We start from the raw sequence: 23,340 nt of genomic DNA on the forward strand, positions 1-23,340 counted from the left end.
CAGAATGTCAGCTCACCGGAGGAAACCTTGGACAAGAATATGAAGATTCTCATTGTTGACGATTTTTCGACAATGAGGCGTATCATCAAGAACTTGTTGCGAGACTTGGGGTTTAACAACACCCAAGAAGCAGACGATGGCTCTACAGCCCTGCCGATGTTGCAAAAGGGGGATTTTGATTTTGTTGTTACAGATTGGAATATGCCCGGCATGCAAGGGATCGATCTGTTAAAAGCAATTCGCGCAGATGATTCGCTAAAGCATTTACCCGTATTAATGGTAACTGCTGAAGCAAAACGTGAACAGATTATTGCTGCCGCTCAAGCGGGAGTGAATGGATATGTGGTTAAGCCTTTTACCGCTGCAACGCTGAAAGAGAAGTTAGATAAAATATTCGAACGACTCGCTTGAGCAAGGATGAGCTATGAAGTCACAAACATCAGGGCTCATCACGCTCGAGCAAGCTCAGCACTTTGTTGAATTATTAAGTGCAGGTGAGCAAAGTCAGGCAGATGATTTATTTCGGGAGCTTGCAGCTCCATTGCAACGAGAATTATTCGAAGAAGTAGGGAAATTAACTCGGCAACTTCATAGTGCGCTGATGGATTTTCAAGTTGATAATCGTCTTTCTGAATTAGCCAATACAGAAATTCCCGATGCCAAGCAACGTTTAAATTACGTTATTGACATGACTGAACAAGCGGCAAATAAAACCATGGATGCGGTTGAAGAATGTTTACCTTTGGCCAATGCCGTAACGGTTAATATTCAAAAAGTCATGCCATCTTGGGACAGATTAATGCGACGCGAGATAGTCTTAAGTGACTTTAAGGTTCTTTGTCACGATGTCCAAGATCTTATGTCCCGTAGTTCAGAAGACTCGATTCGATTACGTGAATTGCTGAATCAAATATTGATGGCACAAGATTTTCAAGACTTAACAGGGCAAATGATACGCCGTGTTATTGATCTGGTAATGGAAGTTGAAAGTAATCTGGTTTCTATGCTGACGGTATTTGGTGAGCAGCCTATGATTGAAAGTCAGATTGCTCAGAAAAATAATATTGAAGCGGAAGGGCCGATAATGAATGCCGAGCTTCGTCAAGATGTAGTAACGGGTCAAGACGAAGTGGATGATCTTCTATCGAGTCTGGGTTTCTAACTGGGAGTCAATTTGATGGCCTTTGATGTAGATGAAGAGATACTCCAGGACTTTTTAATCGAAGCCGGTGAAATTTTAGAGCTTCTGCAAGAGCAACTCGTTGCGCTTGAAAATAATCCTGATGACACAAACTTGCTAAACGCCATTTTCCGAGGGTTTCATACCGTTAAAGGTGGCGCAGGCTTTCTTAGCTTAACTCCCATGGTCGATGTGTGTCATGAGGCTGAAAATACCTTCGATCTATTGCGCACAGGCAAACGCAGCGTAAACGCAGAGCTGATGGATATTATTTTGCAGGCTGTTGATGCTATTAATACCATGTTTGCTCAAACGCAGCAGGGCGAACAACAAGATCCTGCTGAGTCGGGCCTGTTGGCTAGGCTTAAAATGCTGAGTTCAGGTGCGCCATTGCCATCTGAAGTTGCGTCTGCAGAGGTGGTAGACGTTGTCGAACCAGAGCCTGTCGTTGAAGCCATTGTTGAAACTCCCGTCCCACAAGACATTCCCGCAGAGATAAGTAATAGCTCATCTTCAAGTATTGATGATATCAACGATGCTGAATTTGAAGCCTTGTTAGATGCGCTTCATGGCTCAGGAAAAGGCCCTGCGGCTGCTACCGCTGTGGCGTCTGAACCTGTGGTCGCTAAGCCAGCTGCGCCAGTTAAAGCGTCTTCAGCATCGGGTGATGACATCACTGATGATGAGTTTGAGGCATTGCTTGATGAACTACATGGTTCAGGCAAGTTTAAAGCTGAGGCAGAAGTGCCAGCTAAACCAAAGGTCGCTTCGGCTCCCACGCCTCAACCGATAGTGGATGCCGATGAAATTACCGATGACGAGTTTGAAAGATTACTCGATGAACTCCATGGTAAAGGTGCGGCCCCTGCAAAAGCAGAAGTAAAAGCGCCTACTGCACCAGTAACGCCTGCTTCGACTGTTGCACCTAAAGCTGCTCCGACTCCCACACCAGTAAAAGCTGCTGCGCCTGCTCCAGCTCCCGTTGTTGCCGCAAAGCCGAAAGTGGACATTGCAGTTGTAGATAAAGCGCCAGCTAAAGCAAGTTCAGCAAATGTGCCTCAAGGTGAAACTACAGTACGTGTTGATACTGCACGGCTCGACCAAATCATGAATATGGTGGGCGAGTTAGTCTTAGTGCGTAATCGATTAGTGAGCTTAGGTATCAGTCGTGATGATGAGGAAATGTCTAAGGCCCTTGCGAACTTAGATCTCGTGACTGCCGATTTGCAAGGCGCGGTGATGAAAACCCGTATGCAACCGATCAAGAAAGTGTTTGGTCGTTTCCCTCGGGTAGTACGTGATCTTGCGCGTACACTCAATAAAGAAATTGATTTGATCATGGTTGGTGAAGAAACCGACCTAGATAAAAACTTAGTTGAAGCGCTTGCCGATCCACTCGTCCACTTAGTGCGTAACTCTGTGGATCACGGTATTGAAATGCCAAACGAGCGTGAAGCCAATGGCAAGCCGAGAACGGGTACGATTACTTTATCTGCAAGTCAGGAAGGTGACCATATACTGCTGAAAATCGAAGACGATGGCGCAGGGATGGACCCAGAAAAACTGAAAAAAATCGCGATAACGCGTGGTGTGCTTGATGAAGATTCAGCTTCGCGAATGACTGACAGTGAAGCATATAATTTGATTTTTGCGCCCGGTTTTTCGACTAAGGTCGAGATTTCAGATATTTCTGGTCGTGGCGTTGGGATGGACGTGGTAAAAACCCGTATCACTCAGCTTAACGGCACAGTGCATATTGATTCTATGAAAGGTAAGGGCACGATACTTGAGATTAAAGTACCGTTAACGCTGGCGATTATGCCAACCTTAATGGTTGATGTCGCTAAACAAGTGTTTGCATTACCTCTGTCTAGCGTGAACGAGATATTCCATCTCGATCTCACTAAGACCAATATCGTCGATGGACAACTCACCGTCATAGTGCGTAACAAGGCAGTGCCTTTGTTCTATTTGGAGCACTGGCTACATAGAAACAAAACCACCTTTAAACATGGCGATAAAAAGCATGGTCATGTGGTGATTGTACAATTAGGTATGATGCAAATTGGTTTTGTGGTCGATGCCCTAATAGGCCAAGAAGAGGTGGTGATAAAACCTCTTGGCGCTATGTTACACGGCACTCCTGGGATGGCTGGTGCGACGATTACATCGGATGGTGGTATCGCACTGATCTTAGATGTCCCTGGATTATTAAAGCATTATGCGAAAAGTAAGAATTAGTTTCCAAGCTAAGGAATGGAATGGCCATTAAAGTATTAGTCGTTGATGACTCAAGTTTTTTCAGACGACGTGTTAGTGAAATAGTCAATCAAGATCCTGAACTGGAAGTTATCGCGACGGCCTCAAATGGGGCCGAAGCGGTGAAGATGGCTGCTGAGCTTAATCCTCAAGTTATCACTATGGATATTGAGATGCCCGTGATGGATGGTATTACTGCCGTCCGTGAAATCATGGCTAAATGTCCGACTCCGATCTTGATGTTTTCTTCTTTAACCCATGATGGCGCTAAAGCAACGTTAGACGCTTTAGATGCTGGTGCGTTAGATTTTCTACCTAAACGTTTTGAAGACATTGCTACCAATAAAGATGATGCTATTTTATTGTTGCAGCAGAGAGTTAAGGCATTGGGACGCCGCAGAATGTTTCGTCCTATTGCACGTCCTGTCGTCACTTCAACACCTAGCGTGCGCCCAACAAGTAGCGTTTTAGGGACAACGAGTATAGCGTCGCATACTCCAGCCACTGCTCCTGTGAGGACCTCAACAGCAGCGTCGATTCGTGCAAGTGGTAAGCAGTATAAAATACTGCTGATCGGCACATCTACTGGTGGTCCAGTTGCCTTGCAAAAAATTCTTACCCAATTCCCAGCAAACTATCCGCATCCAATTTTATTAATTCAGCATATGCCCGCAGCTTTTACGCCAGCATTTGCAAGTCGTTTGAATGGCTTATGTAAGATTGATGTAAAAGAGGCCGCTAATGGCGATCTTCTTAAACCAGGTTGTGCGTATTTAGCGCCTGGCGGTATGCAAATGATGGTTGAACGTACTGGAGGTAGTGGTCGATTAAAGGTCATCGCTGGCAGTGCGGACATGAACTATAAGCCTTGTGTTGATATCACCTTTGCTTCTGCCTCTAAAGCCTTTAGTGGTGATGTGCTTGCTGTTGTATTAACTGGTATGGGCGCGGATGGCAGAGAAGGTGCCCGCATGTTGAAAGCGGTCGGTGCGACCATTTGGGCACAGGATGAAGCAAGTTGTGTGGTTTATGGTATGCCACAGGCTGTTGCCAGCGCGGGTATAGCAACTCAGTCGATTGCCTTAGACAACATGGCTGAATGCATTTTAAAAGAGTCTGTTCGTGTCTAAGAGTCAAAATCCGATGAGCACAAATAGTGTGCTCATCATCTTGCTGATGGCTATTGCCATTTTGTGTCTTGGCGCCTTGAGTCTCGATTATCGGCACAAAAATAGTTTGTTGCGAGAAGATATAAAACGTTTGGAATCGACTCAGGTGCTGTTAATGGTCCCTGATGAACAAGCTGAGGCTATTGCAACCTGGTTAGCGTCTCACCCTGATCAGACTAAAGCTATGCTGCAATTGGCTGCTCCTGGTGAGCAAAAGGCTGTTGCGATAGGTCCAGAATCTACGCAGATTGGCATTCCGCCTTTGCTGGGTAAGCAAAGTGCAGCGATGGATACTGCGAAGGATAACGCTAATCAGCAACCTTTAGTTCCGACACTGCTGCAGACGCCAGAAGCAGAAGTTAAGGCTGCTATTTCGCCAATTGAACCGAAAAATGCACAGATGCTACCTGTGGTGATTTCTGAAAATGCCGATGGTGTTAAAGTGATTAGTTTACCGAATGGTGGTATTCGAGTAACGACGAGAAAAGAGCAGTAACCTTTGGAATGTGTGGGCTCAATATTCTCATTCATTAGCATTTAATCAATTAATATGGGGGTCACTTCTTGAAAGTCTGGACCATAGCGAATCAAAAAGGTGGCGTAGGTAAAACCACAACGGTAGCGAGTTTAGCGGGAACATTGGCTAAGCGCGGCAAGCGTGTGCTTATGATAGACACCGATCCACACGCTTCGCTAGGTTATTACTTAGGCATTGATTCTGAAGAGGTTCCAGGCTCTTTATTTGATGTGTTTCTGGCCCATAAAAGCCTTTCCAAAGAACTCGTTTTATCCCATGTAGTACCAACCTTAGTCGATGGTCTCGATTTATTGCCTGCCACTATGGCACTTGCAACTTTGGACAGAGCTTTAGGTCATCAAGAGGGAATGGGATTAGTACTGCGTAATTTATTAGCGCTAGTTGCTGATGATTATGATGTGGCTATCGTTGATTGCCCCCCCGTACTTGGCGTTTTAATGGTAAATGCCCTTGCGGCAAGTCAGCATATTATTATTCCCGTGCAGACTGAGTTTCTTGCCATTAAAGGGCTAGAGCGGATGATTAAAACGATGGAGTTGATGGGGCGATCGAAGAAGACGCGTTACAGCTACACCGTCGTGCCCACTATGTACGATAAACGTACCAAGGCATCACCCGCCGCTTTGCAAGTGCTTGGCGCAGAATACAGTGAGACCCTGTGGAAGGACGTTATTCCTGTCGACACTAAGTTTAGAGATGCCAGTTTGGCACATTTACCAGCATCGCATTATGCGAGTGGTTGTCGTGGCGTCAAAGCCTATGAAAGATTATTAGATTTCTTATTAGTTGGGGAGTTTGGCCATGTCAAAATCGGTTGATGAAACTGTTTTTGATTTTTTCGCATTATTGCTGCAGGAAGACGACACTCCAAGTCAGGTTGTTTCCTCTCAAAGCATTGTAACAGCAGACTCAAATCAAAATGTTGCCGTTAATCAAACGGAGGCTGCATTACTTGATGCCGCAATCTTGGCTGAAAATGGTCGTACGACTGCATCACAAGCTTTAGAGAAGACGATAACGCCGGCGGTACAGTTGCAGCCAAAAGCAACGCCAAGACAACATGAGTTTGTTGCTCCAGTGAGTAAGATTGCTTCTCAAGTGAACAAGCAAGCGCTAGAAAAATTGTTGGCGCCTGTACTTAAGACTCAAACATTAGCACCGACGCCACCTCTTGTTGAAGTTACGCCTGCAGTTGATGTCCAACCCGTAGTGGTGGAAGTACCGCAAGCCAAGCCTGTTATTGATGAAGCGGTTGTTGATGAAATAATTGCTGAAAAAGTCGTTGAGCCAGTAGTTGTGCCCGAAACACAAGTCGGCATTACGCCTCCTAGCGTGACAAAAGATTTGCAAGAAGTGCTCGATGATGAGTTTCAGGTACTATTCTTTAAAGTAGCAGGCCTGACATTGGCGGTGCCTTTGGTCAGTTTAGGCGGAATAGTTAAAATTGAGCGGATAAACCACATCTTTGGCCGACCCGCATGGTTTCTCGGTGTACAGACGCATAGGGAGGAGCAATTGAACATTGTTGACACTTGTGCGTGGGTTATGCCAGAAAAATACTCAGATAAACTGGCGCAATCGGTAAATTATCAATATCTTGTATTATTAGAAGGTAGTAACTGGGGATTAACTTGTGAGTCCTTGGTCAATGCGGTAAAAATTAATAAATCGCAAGTCAACTGGCGTAGTCAAGCAGGCAAGCGCCCTTGGTTAGCGGGTGTAGTGAAAGAGCAGATGTGTGGCATTTTGCACGTACAAGCCTTAGTTGAAATGCTTAATGCGGGTTTAGGTTGTCAGGACTCAATTGGTTGAGGTAAACATGAAAGATACAAGAAATGTAGCAGCAGTCGCTGCAAGTAAAGATGATGCAGTATTACAATGGGTTACCTTTAAGTTAGACCATGAAACTTACGGCATCAACGTAATGCAAGTGCAGGAAGTATTGCGTTACACTGAAATCGCTCCCGTGCCCGGTGCGCCTTATTACGTATTAGGCATCATTAACTTACGTGGTAACGTTGTTACAGTTATTGATACCCGCTCACGTTTTGGATTGCAGTCTGCCGAAGTTGATGACTCAACTCGAATCGTTATCATCGAAGCTGAAAAGCAAGTCATTGGCATCTTAGTTGATAGTGTTGCCGAAGTGGTTTATTTACGCCGCTCAGAAATCGACAATGCACCAAATGTCGGAACGGAAGAGAGTGCTAAGTTCATTCAAGGTGTGAGTAATCGCGACAATGAATTACTCATCTTAGTCGATCTCGACAAGTTATTATCCGATGAAGAATGGGCCGAATTGACTCAGATTTAATCAGTTAGCGAGATAAGGCTGAATGATATTAATTCATTCAGCTATTTTGTGTATTTGCGAATAAATCGATGATTCTACGTCTTTACGATTTATTGATAGACAAAGTATTTTTATCACAGCTTGAAAAATGGCTAATGATATTGAGTCATTTATGTACAGACTTTGGAATAGATAACTCAGTTGGAATGCCTGCTAATTTATGGCTATGAGTGAGTATAAGGATTTTTAATGGGCGATGAATTTTTGATCGCAGCGTTAGTCTATGTCATCGCATGCTTAGGATTAGTACTCTTTTTACAAAAACAATTGAGCAAACTAAGAAGCAAGGTCGAAGCGTTAACCGTCTTAGTCAAAGAAGGTGATCGTCAGCGAGAGTCATTTAAGCGTGAGTTGCAAGAGTTGCGCAGTGGCACTATCGGAGTCGGTCGGCGTGTGATTGAGTTAGAAAAACGCCTACTTCAGCAGTCGGAACGGATAGAAGAGACAACTCAACAGGACCCACAGGCAAAGCTTTATACTCGAGCCATGAAAATGGTGGCGCTTGGCGCTGGTGTGGATGAGTTGATTAAAGAGTGCGAACTACCCAAAGCGGAAGCCGAGTTATTGATCCGACTTCATCGCAAGTGATCGCAAAAGATTGATAGTTATTGCCTATTGAACACTAAAAGCTAATTTCTTTAAATTGGCTTTTTTATTTTATGCCTTCTCAACAATTTTTTGATGCATATTATTCCATTGCTCGGGAAACTTACCGTCGAGCATATACACAAATGCGATCAGTTCGGCGATAAGCAGATAAAGCTCCTTAGGAATTTCCTCTCCTAGCTCTAACAACTGTAGAAAATGGCTTAGATGGGGATCTTGATGGATATACACACCGTTAGCCTTGGCTAGCGCAATAATCTCTTCTGCGATAAGCCCTTCACCAGTCGCCACAATTTTAGGCGCATTACGACCATCGTAGCTCAGCGCGACAGCTTGTTTCGGTTCACTCTCTTCGCTCATTTGGTTCTTCCTAAAATTAGATGATGGATTCAATGTCCGCTTAGGTGTTTTTTTCTAGCTAAGCTTTTGTCTTTACGAGGAAATGATCACCAGGTAATAAGGTTGCTGGCACTTGCGCTATTTGCGTCGAGAGTTCACCTGGCGTAAACCCTAGCTGTGACAGTTTTTGGCTTAAGGGCGTTAAAAAGTTATTGACCTTATTAAGTAGCATTTGGCTATTGCCTTTAAACTGGATATCCAATTGTTGATTGTGCTGTTGAGCTGCAATCAGTAGCGGACCTTGTGCTAAATTAAATTTGAGTTGTAAACGCCATCCGGCTTTTTTCTCTGGATCATCAGGATCCGCTTCTTGCTCAAATTTCCCTTCCAGTTGCTCATGACGTTGGTTAATGCCATAGGGTAGGGCAAAGAACCACACTAAATTGCCCGCGCTCTCATTGCTTGCCTGTTGGTATAAATGCAAGTTAGAGGCTAGTTGTCCCATGCTATCAAGACCGCCTGCTTTGCTCAGTTGGCCAAGTTGTTTAGCGGAAAAGCCAACTTTGGCTTGTAGTTGCTCAAGATAATCTGCGAGCCTCTTACTCATTGAATTCGAACTATTATTAGCTTTAAAGCCTAGTAGCAGTTGAAATAGTGAGGTAATCGCACTCGCATTCATAAACATTGAGGCTTGATTTGACTGATGTGCGGCAAGGTTAAGACTTGCTAGTCCCAGAATATTGGCTTTAAGCTCATCTAAATCATTTAGCTGGCTCAGTGGTGGTAATCCTATATACGGTAAGTGCTTTAACAACTCTGATGCTAAATTTGAGCTGTTGTTAGAACGAGATAGTTCAACAGGAAGTGCTCCCGCTTTATTGAATGCTTTTTGCAAAACATCAGCAACCTTCATAGTGCTGTCAGTTTTGGTATCATTCCCATGCTGTTCATTTTTTTGCGTATTGAGCCCTAAAATATTTTTTGGACTCACCGCAGCAATTTCCTCCACAGCTTCTTCATTTTGAGCACCAATATTAGTGGCTACATTTGTAAGCGGAGGTGTTGGAGCCAAACTCTTGGGATTTTGCATTACCAACGCATTATTAACTTTAGGGTCTTGAGACGGGACATTTAACGATGCCGTTGCAAGGCTAAATCCCAATGGGGATGAGTTCCTTGTTGTTTGCTCGATAGTCGCGGTGGCAGAGCTAGGTTGAGTTATTTGTGATGGTGTTGAATGACTCAGAACAGATGGTGTAGCGAGTACCTGATTTGAGCCGCGAGTACTCAACATAGTTGGCATTGTTACTTTGACAGGCATAGCATCATTTGTTTTAGTTGCCTGCGTTGCCTGCGTTGCCTGCGTTGCCTGCGTTGCCTGCGTTGCCTGCGTTGCCTGCGTTGCCTGCGTTGCCTGCGTTGCCTGCGTTGCCTGCGTTGCCTGCGTTGCCTGCGTTGCCTGCGTTGCCTGCGTTGCCTGCGTTGCCTGCGTTGCCTGCGTTGCCTGCGTTGCCTGCGTTGCCTGCGTTGCCTGCGTTGCCTGCGTTGCCTGCGTTGCCTGCGTTGCCTGCGTTGCCTGCGTTGCCTGCGTTGCCTGCGTTGCCTGCGTTGCCTGCGTTGCCTGCGTTGCCTGCGTTGCCTGCGTTGCCTGCGTTGCCTGCGTTGCCTGCGTCTGTGAATTTAGCGAACTTGAAGAGCGCGATGAGCTGTTAAGGTTCGTGACAGGCCCTTTACTGGTATTCGAAAGCGGTATGCCAGCATCGTTTGCTATTTTGTTTTTGACGCCTTCTGTACTCGTATTTAACTTTTCAGGTTGAGTTGTGCTACCGCTTAGCATAGTTGCCGGTGTATCTACCTTTGTCGTGGCAGTTTGTTTTGTTGGCTCAGGTAAAGAAACGATAGTTTCAAGTTTTTTTAAAAAGGAGGCGATGATCTGAACCGGTTCGACTTTAGCGATCACAATGTCAGAAGACGATTTATTTGTGGGAACCTGAGTTTCATTTACTGGCGCCCCAATAACGATTTCGAGTTTGCTCTGTATTGGGGTGAGTAATAAAATAGGCCGCCCTTGCTGAAAGGTTATTTTTGCTAAGAATTCTCCTTGATTCAGCTGAGGTCCAGGATCTTGTGCTACAACAGTGCCATTAGCAAATTGAAACGCTTTGTTAATAATGGTGACGTTTGGTAATGGATAGCCTTGAGTACGAGCCGCCAGAGCAGAAAGCTGTGCCTGAGATATGCCATTTTGTTGCGCCAAATTAATAACAGCCTCAGGGACTTTCAGCGTAATAGGCGTGGCTAAGGCAAGCAGTTGGCTGATGGTATCTTGTGTCACTGCGGCTGTCGGAGGAGAGTTCTGCGTATTGGGCGTGACGAGAAAAGTATTAGCCGTCAATAATATTTGCCGCTGCTGAGCGTTAACAAGCTTTAAATTATATTCTGTACCGTTTAGAATAATACTATCGCCCTCAGGGGAGGTTTGCGCCTGAGCAGAAATGGCACGCGGAGTAGCATTGAGAGCATCAGCTTGAGCTGTCGCAGTGTGTAACGGCGGGTTTTGACTGCTAACAAGTGGAATCGACTCCATTTAGTGACCTTATATAGTTTATCTGGCGATACATTCGTTTAGTAAAATTAACAATTGACCAATTTTTTTTGCCAAGTATGCTTATGCGCCTTGTGACAATGGAACTGTCATACTGGATAGTATGCCACTAAGACGAATTATCTTTATATCGTCATTTTTGTGTTGTCACTTTAGCGAAAACTTGCTACCTAAGCTGCACATTTATATTAAGAGAGCGATATGAAGTTAAAATGGATGGGATTATCTTTGGGGTTAATGCTGTTGCCTAAAGTGCAAGCGGCTGATGTGCCCACATCAGATACCATTCCGCAGGAAGCACCTGCTAAGGTACAAATCACCTATGATGATCCCCGCGACCCGTTTGAAGGCTTTAACCGTGCGATGTGGGATTTTAACTATCTTTATTTAGATAGATATTTATATCGTCCCGTAGCACATGGTTATAACGATTACATTCCTATGCCTGCTAAAACAGGCATAAATAATTTTGTACAGAATTTAGAAGAACCTAGCAGTTTGGTAAACAACGTGCTGCAGGGGAAGTGGGGCTGGGCGGCGAATGCCGGTGGACGCTTTACTATCAACTCAACTGTCGGTCTATTAGGTGTTATTGACGTCGCAGATATGATGGGTATGAGCCGTAAGCAAGATGAGTTTAACGAAGTACTTGGTTATTATGGCGTGCCTAATGGACCTTACTTCATGGCGCCATTTGCGGGTCCTTATGTCGTGCGAGAACTCGCGTCTGATTGGGTTGATGGTCTATACTTTCCCTTGTCTGAGCTGACAATGTGGCAAACCGTTGTTAAATGGGGACTTAAAAATCTTCATTCCAGAGCGTCTGCGATCGATCAAGAACGACTCGTTGATAATGCACTCGATCCTTATGCCTTTGTCAAAGATGCGTATTTACAACACATGGACTATAAAGTCTATGATGGAAATGTTCCTCAAAAACAAGATGATGATGAGTTACTCGATCAGTATATGCAGGAGCTTGAGTAACCCTCTAGGCCGTACTTGACAGCATTTGTCGTTAGTATTCAAGTGTTAGCCTTATCGAAAAACGTTATCGGCATGTTCACTTGAGTAATGGCTAAACGATGAACTCTATTCGGGAACCTTTATGGCGTTAAATGGTGTTGCGGTTCTTTTAGTTGAAGATGATCCGGTGTTCCGGCAGATTGTTGCTAGCTTTCTTGATAGTAGAGGCGCGCAAGTCACGCAAGCCTGTGACGGTGAAGAAGGATTATCACTTTTTAAATCGCAGCACTTTGATGTTGTTCTTGCAGACTTAAGCATGCCTAAGCTTGGCGGGCTCGACATGCTTAAGGAAATGACAAGGTTAGCGCCGCTAGTCCCTTCTGTTGTGATCTCAGGTAATAATGTCATGGCTGACGTTGTTGAGGCTTTACGCATTGGCGCCAGTGATTATCTCGTTAAACCAGTATCCGATTTATTCATCATTGAACAAGCGATTAAACAAAGCCTCCATAGTTCCTACATTGATGATACTCAAGCTGCAGATTTTGAAGCCCTATCCCATCAAGAGTTAAGCGACAACCTCGCCTTGCTCGAACAGAGTGTTGCTGCCGCAAAGCAAGTGCAGCAACAATTGTTCCCTGCATCAAACATAAGCTATCCGGCGGCTAAGGTTGACTACAGTCTGTATAAAAATAGTGACATTAGCAGTTACTTTATTGATTCAACTATGGTCGGTAGTGATCACTTGATCATGTATATGGCGCATTTATATCCCGAAGACAATCGTGCGGCTTTTGCCTGTGTTCTGCTGAGAAGTTTTGTTAATCAGAAACTTAAAGATTTTCGAAATGGCCAGAGTCAAAGTATTATTGAACCATTCAATATGATGAGCTACTTGAATGAACGTTTAGTCAAGTCGGGTCTCGATATCAAAGCGGATATGATTTATGTCTCTATTGAGCTGACAAAGTACCGTGCTGCTATTGCGCAGGCCGGGAAGGGGCTGCGTTGCTATTTGCGTAATGATGAGGGATTAAGCCCGCTAGCACTCTCAGAGAGTCTTCAGTTGGGTGTATTAGATTGGGGTAAACCGAGTATTCAGTTCCGCAGTATTTTACCGCAAGAGCAGTTATGTATTGCGACCAGTGAACCCGAACATAAACAAGCTTTGCTTGAGAATAAATTTAAAGGATTGGTTTACGATGCCGCAATGCCGGAAGGCGGTTTCCTACAGTTAAGTCTTTAGCTCGTCGCTAACATAATTATGAAGTCAGTATTAAGTTTAAACACGACACAACGAAAAACGCCTTACTATTGCAAGTAAGGCGTTTTTGTTTTTACGGTCGAATAGCTAATTAGCGTTTTATTGCTTCATGTTCAGCAGTTACAGCAATTTCACTTTCTAATACTTCAGCTTCAGTCTGATGCTTGCTCTCAGCGCCATGCATCCAGTCCACTAATTTATCAGCCATAAAATACAGGATAATGCCAGAAAGTGCTGCTGTGATGGCAATGCCAGAGAAGATCGCCATTGCATTTGCCAGTTGCTCTTCCTTTTCACCGCCATGGCCGATGAATGAGCCAACCACACCGCCAATCTTGTTGGCGGCAGCAACGAATAGGAACCAAGCGCCCATCATCAAAGATGCGATGCGCAGAGGTGCTAACTTAGTTACCATAGATAAACCGATAGGCGATAAGCAAAGTTCACCCATAGTGTGGAAGAAATAAGCGCCCACTAACCACCACATGCTCGATTTAACCGATGCATCACCGCCCATTTGCATTACAGCACCTATCATGAATAGGAAACCGATCGCGAGTAAGAACAGGCCAAGCGCAAATTTAACTGGAGAGTTAGGTTCATTCTTACCTAAACGGATCCAGATAGAAGCAATCACAGGTGCAAATAATACGATAAAGATAGCGTTTAATGATTGGAACCATGTTGTTGGGACTTCAAAGCTACCGACCATGCGATCGGTGAACTCGTTAGTGAACAAGTTCATTAAACCGCCCGCTTGTTCGAAACCAGCCCAGAATATAATTGTGAACAAACCCATTACCATGATGACTTTAATACGGTCACGTTCAACTTTGGTCAGCGGTTCTTTACGTACTTCACCTTTCTCTTCCGCTTTTTGCTTTTCAAGCTTAGCGGCTGGCACTCTGCCGATATCGCCTAAATACTTCTGTGCGAACAAAAATTGGATGATTAAAGAGAAAATCATACCAACACCGGCACAGAAGAAACCTGCTTGCCAGTTGTTAACAAACACTTCTTGTCCGTCAACGATAGTAGCGTGTCCGAAGCTAGTATAAGCCCAGGCGACTATAAAGCCTGACAGGGCAGCACCTAAGTTGATGCCCATGTAGAAAATGGTAAATGCGCCATCACGACGGTGATCGCCTTCTTCGTAAAGATCACCCACCATAGTGGAGATGTTTGGCTTGAATAAACCGTTACCCAGAATGAGAGTACCCAAACCAATATAGAACACAGTTGTTTCTAAACCTGGGATCCAACTGTGCGGCGCGGCAAGTAAGAATTGACCCGCAGCCATTAATGCGCCACCAAAATAAATGGCTTTACGTTGACCCAGTACGTTATCAGCTAACCAGCCACCGATAAGTGGCGTTAAGTAGACTAACCCTGTGAAAGTACCATAAAGCGATAATGCTTCAGCTTGAGTCCAACCTAGACCATGCCCGCCATCACTCTGCACTTTATCGACTAGATAAAGTACCAAAATGGCGCGCATTGCATAATAACTAAAACGTTCCCAAAGTTCTGTTGTAAACAGCAGGAACAATCCTTTAGGATGCCCAAGCATCGTTCCTTGTGGTTTTGCTACGCTCATGAAGTCTTCCACCTTAAGCTCGTGATTGCCTGTGGGCCCCTGAAACAGGATGATGTCACCACAGAAAAATGGTTGTTGCTCGTCCCAATATCGCCTGCTGGTTTAATCAGCAATCAATTAACACAAATGCATTCATTAATTGTTGAATAACCGCTAGTTACGTATGGGTTATTGTTGCGTTCTTATAATAAAAGTAATGTATTTAGCTGTAAAATGAGTATTTTCGCTAAAATCCCACCTTATATACCCCTTAAAAGCAACCAAAGTCAATTTTGCTAAGCTAAGTGGTGACATTATCAGCAATATAGTGTTGCCGTGCTTTTAGATGTGAATTCGCTAATCTAAGTGCGCGTTGTATGTATACCGAGCGAGATGTCGGAGAACGGCGAAAAACTGCTTCCATCGACTTAAGCATCTTTGCTATGATTGCCGCCCGTGAATGGACGTCACTTAAAATAGGGTAGTGAGATTAGCGTATGAAGGCATGGTACCTTTTGTATTGTAAGCCTCGTAGTGAAGCGAGAGCACAACAGAACTTAGCACTTCAAAATTTAGAGACCTATTTACCTATGGTCTCTGAAGAGAAATCTCAACGCGGGCGGAAACAAGTCTGTCGTGTACCATTATTCCCTAATTATTTATTCATCAATTTCGACCCAAGCCAGACAAGTGTTAGGCAGGTCCACTCTACTCGTGGTGTGAATCGAATCGTTAATTGTCAAGAAAAAATGACGCCTATTGACGACAGAATTATCCATGCCATTCGCATGAAAGAATTAACGCCTTCCCAAACGGTATTAGCCGAAGTACCAGAGCTAAAAACTGGGGAAAAAATTCGTTTTACAGATGGACCATTTGTTGATTTAGAAGGTATTTTCCAAGAAAAATGCCCGAATAAGCGTTGTCATGTTCTATTCAACATAATGGGACAAATAAAGACAGTTACAGTGCCAGAACAAACTGTTGAGCGGGTGAGTATTTAGCGAGTTGGATCACACTTCATTGTCAGACTTAAGATGAAGTTTTTGTAGGATATTAGCTATTTTAGTGATTATTGCTTTTTGCCTACAATAAATAAAAATCATTGAATAACCTATAAATCAATGAGTTACAGGTTATCTGAAATAGTTGGTTGGTTTGGCAATAAACTGTTGTTTAAAATTCGAACAAACGCCTTGTGTTTGCTTGTTAATTAACCAGCTAAAACTGAAAGTTTACAGTAAACTTGTAAAACTCAATGTTGTGATAATGTTTTAATAATCTGGTCGCCCATAGTGGAGGCTAGCTAAGTGTTAAAAGTGGATATTGATGCAAAGACGACAATTAGCCTAGTTAAGCTATTTGTTTTTGCTTACCTAAAGTAGAAATTGCTCGGCGTGTTTTCTCACAAGTTTGATGATGTGACTCGCTAGGAATACTAAAGGATTAGAGCCTTGCCATTCTTTGTATCAAAGAATGTTATAGCTTTATTGCTTGAAAAATATGAATTTTCGCGTCGCGAAGGGCAATATAGAAGCCGCAATCTATGGGCGGTAGCGTGCCTGAAGGGCATCGAATGAATAGTTTCATTCGTTAAGCTAACGCCGAAGGCCTCTGGCCGCCACGCGGATCGGTAGCGTGCCTGAAAAGGCTCAGGTTTTGTAAAGACATCAAGCTGTTTACTGCTCAAACGTAGAACAAATTGTGCTACATCTAAATTCTAAAAAATAAGTTTTGCCCCCATTTTTATAAACGGAGATATCTGGTGCTACGACAAGTCAAAAAATTCATCATACTAGGCATAAGTGCCGCGATTTTGATGGGCGCGCAGGCTAATGCCATTACGCCATCTCCGCAGATGATCGAGCAGTTCAAAGCATTACCTAAGTCTGAACAAGAAAGATTAGCACGCCAATATGGTGTTGACCCTTCAATCATAACTGGGGCTGGTGCTACAGCGACAGTTGTTGAAAATCCTACAGTAGTGACTCCGCGCGCGGCGAAAAATAATGTGGTTGATCAATCGGAGAGCGACCAGTTAAATCAAGCGACTAAGTCAGAATCTACAGTTGAAGCAATTGAAGACAAGAAAGAAAATCAACTCAAACGTTTTGGCTACGACCTCTTTGCGGGTTCACCAAGTACATTTGCGCCAGTTAGCGATGTGCCCGTACCTGCTGAGTATATGATCGGTCCTGGTGATAGTCTGAATGTTCAGTTGTTCGGTAAAGAAAATAACCAATACACATTAACAGTGGGCCGTGATGGTGCCATTCAGTTCCCTAATTTAGGGCCTATATCGCTGGTTGGTTTGAGTTTTGCTGAGGTGCGCGAATTATTACAGCAAAAGATTAGCCAAAGCATGATCGGCATTGAATCAAATATTACTATGGGCGAATTACGCTCAATCCGCATTTTCGTTGCTGGTGATGCTTTCCAACCAGGCTCTTACACAGTTTCAAGTTTATCGACTATTACTCAAGCACTATTTATCTCTGGTGGCGTTAATCAAATTGGTAGTTTACGCAACATTCAAATTAAGCGTGCTGGTAAAACAGTAGGCCACTTAGACTTATATGATCTTCTGCTTCGCGGGGATGCCTCTGGGGATATTCGTTTACAATCTGGTGATGTCGTGTTCATTCCATCTTCAGGTGGTTCAGTGAGTGTGATGGGGGAGGTTCGTCGTCCTGCTATTTATGAACTCAAAAATAATGAAACAATGGCCGATGTTATTCGCATGGCGAGTGGTCTAAACCCAGGCGCTTATCCTAAAGCAAGTACGGTTGAACGTTTCAGTAACGAATCAGTTAAAACCGTAATCAGTGTAGATTTAACCGAAAATGCTGGTTTAAACACCCTAGTTAAAAATGGTGACCTTTTAAATGTAAGATCGGCCTCAAGTCGTATCGATAATGCGATTACTGTCGCTGGTGCTGTCGTTCGTCCTGGTAAATATCAGTGGACTAAAGGTTTGACGGTTGCTGATTTACTCCCTTCAATTTGGGGTGATCTAACCATTTCTGCTGATTTAGATTATGCCTTACTAGTACGTGAGATAAATCAGCGCGGTGATATTCAAGTTGAGCGTATTGCCCTCGGACGCGCAATAGGTGAGCCTAAATCACACTATAATCCTCAATTGAATCCGCGTGATTCAATCATAGTGTTTGATTATGCAGACCGCGAAGCGTTACTAAAGCCAATAATTCAAAAGCTGAGAGAACAAAGCCGTTTTGGCGACGCTGCTAAGTTGGTCAGTATTAATGGAAATGTACGTTTTCCTGGCCAATATCCCATCACGATTAATGCTGATGTTAAAGAGCTACTTATCGCTGCCGGTGGTTTAGAGGAAGGCGCTTATACCCTTGCAGCGGAATTAACTCGGCAACAAGTATCAGAGCAAAATGGGGTGTCAGTTGAGCATGTGCAGCTGAGCTTAGACCGCGTAATGCAAAATGATCCATCTGCAAATATTAAGCTACAAAGCCGCGATATTCTAACCGTACGCACCCTTCCAGATTGGCAAGATACTCGTTGGGTAACCATTAAAGGGGAAGTCAAGTTCCCCGGTACCTATAGCATTCAACGCGGTGAAAGTTTAAAGGATGTTCTTGCTCGTGCTGGCGGCTTAACGAGCGATGCAGCTCCTCGCAGTGCGGTATTTCTTCGTAAATCAGTAAAAGATAAAGAGCAACTTGAGTTATCAAAACTCGCAGATGAATTGCGCCGAGAGATAGCTGCGAAAGCGCTAACCAAAGATACCCCAACTATTGGTTATAACGATGCACAGCAGATGCTCAATGAGCTCGAGAATGTCAAAACTGTGGGTCGATTAGTTGTTGATATTAATGCCATTGAATTAGGGATTGATAGCGCAAACCTTATGCTTGAGGATGCCGATGCCTTGTACATTCCACCGACCAATCAAACGATTTCTGTCATGGGCCAAGTGCAACACCCAAGTACACACAGATACAAGCAAGGTATGACTTTCGATCAATATCTGGCTTTATCCGGCGGAGCGCGTAAACGTGCCGATGAATCACGCTCTTATGTACTGAAAGCTGATGGCTCAGTTCAAATGCCTGAATCTTCGATGTGGTTTAGTGGTGGTAGTGCCATGGAACCAGGGGATACCATAGTTGTACCACTAGATACTGAATATAAAGATAACCTAACCTTATGGTCACAGATAACCGGCATTATTTATAATACTGCAATTGCAGTATCGGTAATCTCAGGGCTGTAGAACTAAGGAACTAGGAACGCCGCGTTGCGACTACAGAACGTCACTACGTGACTCACGGATAACGGAATGGGCTGCGCCCTTACGGTAAGCGAATTTCTTGTTGCTTATACCGTTATCTGTAAGCGAAGCGTTCTGTCAACAGTCAACGTTTCCGGTTCCGTCAACAGTGAGCGGTTCTAAGTTATTTTCCAAGGATTGGATATGAAGTTTCAAAAGCTAGAAGTCTGGCAACTTAGTTACGAATTATCATCTTCTATTTATATAGCAACAAAAGACCTCCGAGATTGGGGCTTCAGAGATCAAATTACTCGGTCAGGACTTTCAGTTCCGTCAAATATTGCGGAGGGGATGGAGCGGTATGGTGCAAAAGAGCAAATACATTTTTTATATATTGCAAAAGCTTCGCTAGCTGAATTGATTACCCAAGCAATGATTGGTAAAGATATTGGTTATTTAGAGCCAAATTATGTTGATGAATTACTAATAAAAACTGAAAGATTATCTGCAATGTTAGCTGGGCTAATCAAATCGATTAAAGATCGAAATTCAGAACATAAATAAGCGCACGCCGCTTTGCGGCTACAGAACGTCACTACGTGACTCACGGATGTTACTAAGATAACGGAAAGTCACTACGTGACTTACGGATAACGGAACGGGCTTCGCCCTTTACGGAAAACAAATTATTTGTTGCTTTTACCGTTATCTGTGAGCGGAGCGTTCCGTCAACGTTCTTAGCTTTGCTTTTACCGTTATCTGTAAGCGAAGCGTTCTGTCAACCGTCAACGGTAACCCGTCAACCGTATTCGAGAACTCACACAACGAGATAAGTTTTAAATGTCCAATGAAATAAACAAGTATAGGCAAGATGCACAGTTTTCAACTATCCAGCGACCCGCAGACGACGAAATTGATCTTCGCGAGTTATTCTCCGTCATCTGGCAAGGCAAATGGCTTATCATCGCGATTACAGCAGTATTTGCTATTGGTTCAGTGGCACTCGCACTTTATTTACCCAATATCTATAAATCTGAGGCGTTATTGGCGCCTGCAGCTGAAGAGCAAACAGGAGGCCTAGGTGCATTAGCTTCTCAGTTCGGTGGCTTAGCTAGCCTTGCTGGGGTTAATCTCCGTGGTAAAGCGGCGGGTACTGATAAAACTCAATTAGCGATAGAGGTATTAAAATCTCGTAAATTTGCCAGTGATTTTATTCAGAAGCACAATATTTTACCTGACTTAATGGCGGCTAAAAAATGGGATCGTGATGCGGATATTATTATATACGATGAAGAGGATTATATTGCTTCAACCCATACTTGGGTACGTGATGTCAAACTGCCCTTTAAGCCAGAACCTTCGATGCAAGAAGCCTATAAAGTGTTCAGTAAGTTATTTTTTGTCAATTCGGATAAAGAAACGGGAATGGTCACTATATCAGTAGAGCATCTATCGCCCACAGTCGCTCAGCAATGGGTTACTTGGTTAATTGAAGATATTAACAAAGTGATGAAGGACCGTGATGTTGCAGAAGCCAATCGAAGCAGTGAGTTTTTAAATAAGCAAATTTCCCTCACCAATGTCGCCGATATTAAATCGATCCTTTATAAGTTGGTTGAAGAGCAAGCTAAAACCATCATGTTCGCCGAAGTACGAGATGAATATGTATTTAAAACTATTGACCCTGCATTGGTGGCTGAAAATAAGGATAAACCAAAACGTGCTCTTATTTTTCTTTTAGGAACAATGCTTGGTAGTCTTTTTAGTATATTTATTGTTTTTTTTAGATATTTTACAGAAAAATAATTTAATACATATGTAATGTCAAAATAAGCTCGATACTTAGTTGTTAGATGAAGGTGTGCACGTTTTAAATTGATATTAAATATGTTTAATATCAATTTAAATAATAGATGATTGTATTTTTCTAAATTAAATGTGCCTAATTAAAGCGGTTTTTAAATTTATAGTAATGTAAGGACTTAAGATTTTAATGTCATTCTTAAGATTTTTCAAAGGGGCTTCATCTGTTTCATTCGCATCTTTATTAAGTGTAGCACTAATTTTTGCTACTCAAGTTGTATTATCTAGATTTTTAGAACCCCAGGAGTTTGGGGATTTTATATCATGTGTCGCTATTTTGACTATTTTCTCAACATTCAGTACTTTAGGCTCAGATCTTTCACTATTAAAAAAATTTGGTATATCAAATAAAGTAGGTCGTGAATATGGTGTTTCAGTTGCAAAATACACTCTAATGACATCAGGCATATCATGTTTATTAATGAGTATTTTTTTTTACTTTACGTCGAGTTCAAATTTACAATATAAACTGATGTTATTACCATGTATAATTGCTTTTGCGATTTGGAGTGTTGTAAATGTCGTGTATCAGGTTCAGCACCGTTATTCCGTCCTTGCTGTATACCAAGTTTTACCAGCTTTGCTTCGACTTTCAGTAATAACTTTAATATTTTATTCATATGATTATCTTGATTTTGGGTATGTGATTGCTTCATATTGGGCATACAACATTGCTGCATTAATTTTAATATTATTTTGTGCTAAAAGTTTTTACAATTTAATTTCTGGAAGTATTTTTGATAATGAGGAAATTATTTCTCATTATGTTAATTTTCGAACGGTTTTTATAGATTCCTTACCTTACTCTATTGCAGCAGTTTCGTTTGCAATTTATGCTCAAAATGGGCTTTATTCAGTTAATAAATATGTCGGTTCACATGAGAGTGCTGCATATGGGATCGCATTATCATTTATTTTTGCTATTTATGTTGTTCCTGGTGTTATTTATCAAAAAATAATTTTGCCAAAATTTCATCAGTGGTCAAATTATAATAAACCAGTACTTTTAAAAATGTTGCAATTAGGTAATGGAGCAATGCTTCTCTTGGGAGTATTTTTTTGCTTGGCAACACTCCTTTTTTCTAATGTATTTGTAGACTTGTTTTTTGGTGATAAGTATTTAGAAGCTATCCATATTCTACATATATTAGCTTTTGCTTTACCTTTTCGTTTCATGATCTCGAATTTAGGAGCACTATTATCTACTGGGCAAAATGTGAAATACAAAATATTTGCTATGACATTGATTGTAGTTGCTTGTATCATCCTTAATATTTATGTCGCTCAATTTTTTGGTGCAAAAGGTGTTGCATATTTATTTGTTATATCAGAGATTGCCATGTTTTTGGCTTTTATGTTTATTGCACAATTAAAAATTTATGGTGTTGCAGTTTGGTTGGGATGGTTCAAATTTCGAGGTCAGATTAAATGAATAACGTTGTTAAAATGTTTGGTAGATTGCTGCTTGCTTTTAATGGTTTTCTATACGATTGGATTAGGTTTGTAAAATATAATGGTTGGCGGAAAAAATTAAAATCGAGTAGTTTTAGAGATTATTACAATGCAAAATTATACCATACACTGGAAAAAAGCTTGAGTTATAAAGAACAAAAAATAAACTCAGGTTTAGATAATTCCAAGTTGCTGTTATCGAATCTGTCGTTTGCAACGACAGATAATGCAACATTCCACGACATTGTTGCAGCCAAAGTTCTTAAAGACTTTTGTTCGAATAAAAATCAAGAATTTACAGATTTGTTAGTAAGAATACCAGAGCTACCAGATTTTTATGGTGACTGCGGTGCGAAAACTGTTAGTCTTGAAAGTTGGAATAAATCTAGGCTAGCTGAACCTGAATTATTTTTCTTTGGGCGCTCTAGCCTAAGAGAATACTCTGATGATGTTGTCGAATTTGATATTATTGAAAGAGCACTTAAACTTGCCAATAAAACACCTTCATCTTGTAATATGCAACCATGGCATACATATCTAATTAATAATCAAGAGAAATTAAAAGCAGCTATTGATATACAGTCTGGTAATCGTGGTTTTGGAGATAAGATTAAAGGCTTGCTTATAATAACCGTCGATCAGACAGCATTTATTTCTTCGAGTGAAAGATATCAGCATTGGATTGATGGTGGAATGTACTCAATGTCAGTTGTTTATGCCCTTCATTCACTTGGAGTTGCTAGTTGTTGCTTGAACTGGAGTGAAGATCCAAGACGAGACAAGTTGCTTAGAAAAACGCTTGGTATTAAAAATGAGCATTCGATTATGATGATGATTAGTTATGGTTGGCCTGATGATACAAATAAAGTTTGTGTTTCACCTAGGAAACCAATTGAGTCAATGCTTAGTATAATTTGAGGT

The 23,340-nt window shown here is 42.4% G+C and carries 20 protein-coding genes; 17 read left to right on the plus strand and 3 right to left on the minus strand.

Annotated features, from left to right (window positions below; translation table 11 throughout):
* Positions 1-27: 27 nt before the first annotated feature.
* The 9 genes from cheY to DYH48_RS05445 all read left to right on the plus strand — a co-directional run bounded on the left by cheY (position 28) and on the right by DYH48_RS05445 (position 8,087).
* Positions 28-411, plus strand: coding sequence for a chemotaxis response regulator CheY (cheY, locus tag DYH48_RS05405; RefSeq protein WP_007649667.1), 384 nt, complete (start codon positions 28-30; stop codon positions 409-411).
* A 13-nt stretch (positions 412-424) separates the two neighbouring features.
* Positions 425-1,162 carry a protein phosphatase CheZ gene (locus DYH48_RS05410; RefSeq protein ID WP_012089697.1) on the plus strand — a complete coding sequence of 246 codons (738 nt, stop codon included), beginning with the start codon at positions 425-427 and terminating at the stop codon, positions 1,160-1,162.
* Between the two features lie 15 nt (positions 1,163-1,177).
* Complete coding sequence (locus DYH48_RS05415; protein WP_115334221.1) at positions 1,178-3,421, plus strand: chemotaxis protein CheA; 2,244 nt, start codon at positions 1,178-1,180, stop codon at positions 3,419-3,421.
* A gap of 20 nt (positions 3,422-3,441) precedes the next feature.
* Entirely contained in the window at positions 3,442-4,569 is a 1,128-nt protein-coding gene (locus DYH48_RS05420) for a protein-glutamate methylesterase/protein-glutamine glutaminase (RefSeq protein ID WP_115334222.1), read from the plus strand.
* A gap of 13 nt (positions 4,570-4,582) precedes the next feature.
* Complete coding sequence (locus tag DYH48_RS05425; protein ID WP_115336100.1) at positions 4,583-5,104, plus strand: membrane anchored protein in chemotaxis locus; 522 nt, start codon at positions 4,583-4,585, stop codon at positions 5,102-5,104.
* A 68-nt stretch (positions 5,105-5,172) separates the two neighbouring features.
* A complete protein-coding gene (locus tag DYH48_RS05430) occupies positions 5,173-5,964 on the plus strand; it encodes a ParA family protein (RefSeq protein ID WP_006082382.1) in 792 nt (263 codons plus the stop codon).
* Positions 5,948-6,958 (plus strand): chemotaxis protein CheW, encoded by a 1,011-nt coding sequence (locus tag DYH48_RS05435; protein ID WP_115334223.1) that lies wholly within the window; start codon positions 5,948-5,950, stop codon positions 6,956-6,958. Before DYH48_RS05430 ends, DYH48_RS05435 begins: the two co-directional genes overlap by 17 nt.
* A 7-nt stretch (positions 6,959-6,965) precedes the next feature.
* Positions 6,966-7,460, plus strand: a complete 495-nt coding sequence (locus DYH48_RS05440; RefSeq protein ID WP_006082380.1) for a chemotaxis protein CheW — start codon at positions 6,966-6,968, stop codon at positions 7,458-7,460.
* Positions 7,461-7,688: 228 nt separating this feature from the next.
* The gene (locus tag DYH48_RS05445; RefSeq protein ID WP_006082379.1) at positions 7,689-8,087 is read left to right on the plus strand and encodes a DUF2802 domain-containing protein; all 399 of its coding nucleotides are present in this window, start codon (positions 7,689-7,691) and stop codon (positions 8,085-8,087) included.
* Positions 8,088-8,156: 69 nt separating this feature from the next.
* Here DYH48_RS05445 and DYH48_RS05450 read toward each other — a convergent pair whose 3' ends face one another.
* Both DYH48_RS05450 and DYH48_RS23805 read right to left on the minus strand, forming a co-directional pair.
* Complete coding sequence (locus DYH48_RS05450; RefSeq protein ID WP_006082378.1) at positions 8,157-8,465, minus strand: EscU/YscU/HrcU family type III secretion system export apparatus switch protein; 309 nt, start codon at positions 8,463-8,465, stop codon at positions 8,157-8,159.
* A gap of 58 nt (positions 8,466-8,523) precedes the next feature.
* Positions 8,524-11,031, minus strand: a complete 2,508-nt coding sequence (locus tag DYH48_RS23805) for a flagellar hook-length control protein FliK (protein ID WP_177607842.1) — start codon at positions 11,029-11,031, stop codon at positions 8,524-8,526.
* 219 nt (positions 11,032-11,250) lie between these two features.
* On the opposite strand from DYH48_RS23805, the gene DYH48_RS05470 reads away from it, so the two are divergent.
* Positions 11,251-12,036, plus strand: a complete 786-nt coding sequence (locus DYH48_RS05470; protein WP_115334224.1) for an MlaA family lipoprotein — start codon at positions 11,251-11,253, stop codon at positions 12,034-12,036.
* Between the two features lie 121 nt (positions 12,037-12,157).
* On the plus strand, positions 12,158-13,261 hold the full coding sequence (locus tag DYH48_RS05475; protein WP_115334225.1) for a response regulator: 1,104 nt from the start codon (positions 12,158-12,160) through the stop codon (positions 13,259-13,261).
* A gap of 109 nt (positions 13,262-13,370) precedes the next feature.
* Here DYH48_RS05475 and DYH48_RS05480 read toward each other — a convergent pair whose 3' ends face one another.
* Positions 13,371-14,876, minus strand: coding sequence for a peptide MFS transporter (locus DYH48_RS05480; RefSeq protein WP_071939665.1), 1,506 nt, complete (start codon positions 14,874-14,876; stop codon positions 13,371-13,373).
* A 476-nt stretch (positions 14,877-15,352) separates the two neighbouring features.
* On the opposite strand from DYH48_RS05480, the gene rfaH reads away from it, so the two are divergent.
* From rfaH to DYH48_RS05510, 6 genes are all read left to right on the plus strand, one after another.
* Positions 15,353-15,859, plus strand: a complete 507-nt coding sequence (rfaH, locus tag DYH48_RS05485; protein ID WP_115334226.1) for a transcription/translation regulatory transformer protein RfaH — start codon at positions 15,353-15,355, stop codon at positions 15,857-15,859.
* 761 nt (positions 15,860-16,620) lie between these two features.
* Positions 16,621-19,107 (plus strand): SLBB domain-containing protein, encoded by a 2,487-nt coding sequence (locus tag DYH48_RS05490; protein ID WP_115334227.1) that lies wholly within the window; start codon positions 16,621-16,623, stop codon positions 19,105-19,107.
* 201 nt (positions 19,108-19,308) lie between these two features.
* Positions 19,309-19,668: a four helix bundle protein gene (locus DYH48_RS05495; RefSeq protein ID WP_115334228.1), complete on the plus strand. Its 360-nt coding sequence runs from the start codon at positions 19,309-19,311 to the stop codon at positions 19,666-19,668.
* A 276-nt stretch (positions 19,669-19,944) separates the two neighbouring features.
* Complete coding sequence (locus DYH48_RS05500) at positions 19,945-20,910, plus strand: Wzz/FepE/Etk N-terminal domain-containing protein (RefSeq protein ID WP_115334229.1); 966 nt, start codon at positions 19,945-19,947, stop codon at positions 20,908-20,910.
* 187 nt (positions 20,911-21,097) lie between these two features.
* Positions 21,098-22,399, plus strand: coding sequence for an oligosaccharide flippase family protein (locus DYH48_RS05505; RefSeq protein WP_115334230.1), 1,302 nt, complete (start codon positions 21,098-21,100; stop codon positions 22,397-22,399).
* Positions 22,396-23,337 (plus strand): nitroreductase family protein, encoded by a 942-nt coding sequence (locus DYH48_RS05510; RefSeq protein WP_115334231.1) that lies wholly within the window; start codon positions 22,396-22,398, stop codon positions 23,335-23,337. Before DYH48_RS05505 ends, DYH48_RS05510 begins: the two co-directional genes overlap by 4 nt.
* The last annotated feature ends 3 nt before the right edge of the window (positions 23,338-23,340 follow it).

Origin of the sequence: Shewanella baltica (assembly GCF_900456975.1) — a bacterium.
GTDB classification, from domain to species: Bacteria; Pseudomonadota; Gammaproteobacteria; order Enterobacterales; family Shewanellaceae; genus Shewanella; species Shewanella baltica.

Excerpts from the sequence above, each read along its gene's own strand:
- DYH48_RS05510 (WP_115334231.1), top strand. The coding sequence starts at position 22,396 with ATGAATAACGTTGTTAAAATGTTTGGTAGATTGCTGCTTGCTTTTAAT.
- rfaH (WP_115334226.1), top strand. The coding sequence starts at position 15,353 with ATGAAGGCATGGTACCTTTTGTATTGTAAGCCTCGTAGTGAAGCGAGA.
- DYH48_RS05500 (WP_115334229.1), top strand. The coding sequence starts at position 19,945 with ATGTCCAATGAAATAAACAAGTATAGGCAAGATGCACAGTTTTCAACT.
- DYH48_RS05475 (WP_115334225.1), top strand. The coding sequence starts at position 12,158 with ATGGCGTTAAATGGTGTTGCGGTTCTTTTAGTTGAAGATGATCCGGTG.
- DYH48_RS05470 (WP_115334224.1), top strand. The coding sequence starts at position 11,251 with ATGAAGTTAAAATGGATGGGATTATCTTTGGGGTTAATGCTGTTGCCT.
- DYH48_RS05450 (WP_006082378.1), bottom strand. The coding sequence starts at position 8,465 with ATGAGCGAAGAGAGTGAACCGAAACAAGCTGTCGCGCTGAGCTACGAT.
- DYH48_RS05420 (WP_115334222.1), top strand. The coding sequence starts at position 3,442 with ATGGCCATTAAAGTATTAGTCGTTGATGACTCAAGTTTTTTCAGACGA.
- DYH48_RS05415 (WP_115334221.1), top strand. The coding sequence starts at position 1,178 with ATGGCCTTTGATGTAGATGAAGAGATACTCCAGGACTTTTTAATCGAA.
- DYH48_RS05445 (WP_006082379.1), top strand. The coding sequence starts at position 7,689 with ATGGGCGATGAATTTTTGATCGCAGCGTTAGTCTATGTCATCGCATGC.
- DYH48_RS05480 (WP_071939665.1), bottom strand. The coding sequence starts at position 14,876 with ATGAGCGTAGCAAAACCACAAGGAACGATGCTTGGGCATCCTAAAGGA.
- DYH48_RS23805 (WP_177607842.1), bottom strand. The coding sequence starts at position 11,031 with ATGGAGTCGATTCCACTTGTTAGCAGTCAAAACCCGCCGTTACACACT.
- DYH48_RS05495 (WP_115334228.1), top strand. The coding sequence starts at position 19,309 with ATGAAGTTTCAAAAGCTAGAAGTCTGGCAACTTAGTTACGAATTATCA.
- DYH48_RS05425 (WP_115336100.1), top strand. The coding sequence starts at position 4,583 with ATGAGCACAAATAGTGTGCTCATCATCTTGCTGATGGCTATTGCCATT.
- DYH48_RS05435 (WP_115334223.1), top strand. The coding sequence starts at position 5,948 with ATGTCAAAATCGGTTGATGAAACTGTTTTTGATTTTTTCGCATTATTG.
- DYH48_RS05505 (WP_115334230.1), top strand. The coding sequence starts at position 21,098 with ATGTCATTCTTAAGATTTTTCAAAGGGGCTTCATCTGTTTCATTCGCA.
- DYH48_RS05410 (WP_012089697.1), top strand. The coding sequence starts at position 425 with ATGAAGTCACAAACATCAGGGCTCATCACGCTCGAGCAAGCTCAGCAC.
- DYH48_RS05440 (WP_006082380.1), top strand. The coding sequence starts at position 6,966 with ATGAAAGATACAAGAAATGTAGCAGCAGTCGCTGCAAGTAAAGATGAT.